At 50.9% G+C, this 554-nt stretch carries 1 protein-coding gene; it reads left to right on the forward strand.

Annotated elements, in window-relative coordinates; translation table 11 throughout:
- Positions 1–14 precede the first annotated feature (14 nt).
- Positions 15–554, forward strand: a 540-nt coding sequence (locus R7Z47_RS26320) for a SulP family inorganic anion transporter (RefSeq protein ID WP_318130960.1), incomplete at its 3' end; no start/stop codon positions are given.

Raw genomic sequence — 554 nt, forward strand, 5'->3', positions numbered from 1 at the left:
AAAAAGAATGGCTCGTGAATGACTTTAGAGCAGCATTTTCTGTTGTTGCTGTTGCACTACCTGTTGCTATTGCTTATGCACAGCTAACTGGCGTTTCTGCTATCGTCGGCCTCTACTCATGCGTGCTGCCGATGCTGGTTTACGCTTTAATGGGCACTTCCCGACAACTCATTGTTGGCCCGGACGCCGCAACCTGTGCCGTCATCGCCGCCGTCGTTACCCCAATTGCCGCTGGCGACCCAACCAAACACTGGCAGCTCGTCATGACCATGACAGCTATGACAGGTATTTGGTGTGTACTGGCCAGCCGTTTCAAACTGGGAATTTTTGCTGACTTCCTTTCCCGCCCAATCCTCTTAGGGCTACTCAACGGCGTGGCGTTGACCATCATTGTCGGTCAGTTTGCGAAAGTCGTGGGTTTGAAATACGAACAACGCTATCTACTTGAACGATTATGGGAAGCTCCACAACGCTTGGCAGAACTTCATTGGCCAACAGTTGCGTTAAGTGTAGCGACTGTGGTGGTCTATTTGGTAACCAAACGCTACCGTCCT

Source organism: Vibrio sp. 1641 (genome assembly GCF_033339995.1).
In the GTDB taxonomy this organism is placed as follows: domain Bacteria; phylum Pseudomonadota; class Gammaproteobacteria; order Enterobacterales; family Vibrionaceae; genus Vibrio; species Vibrio alginolyticus.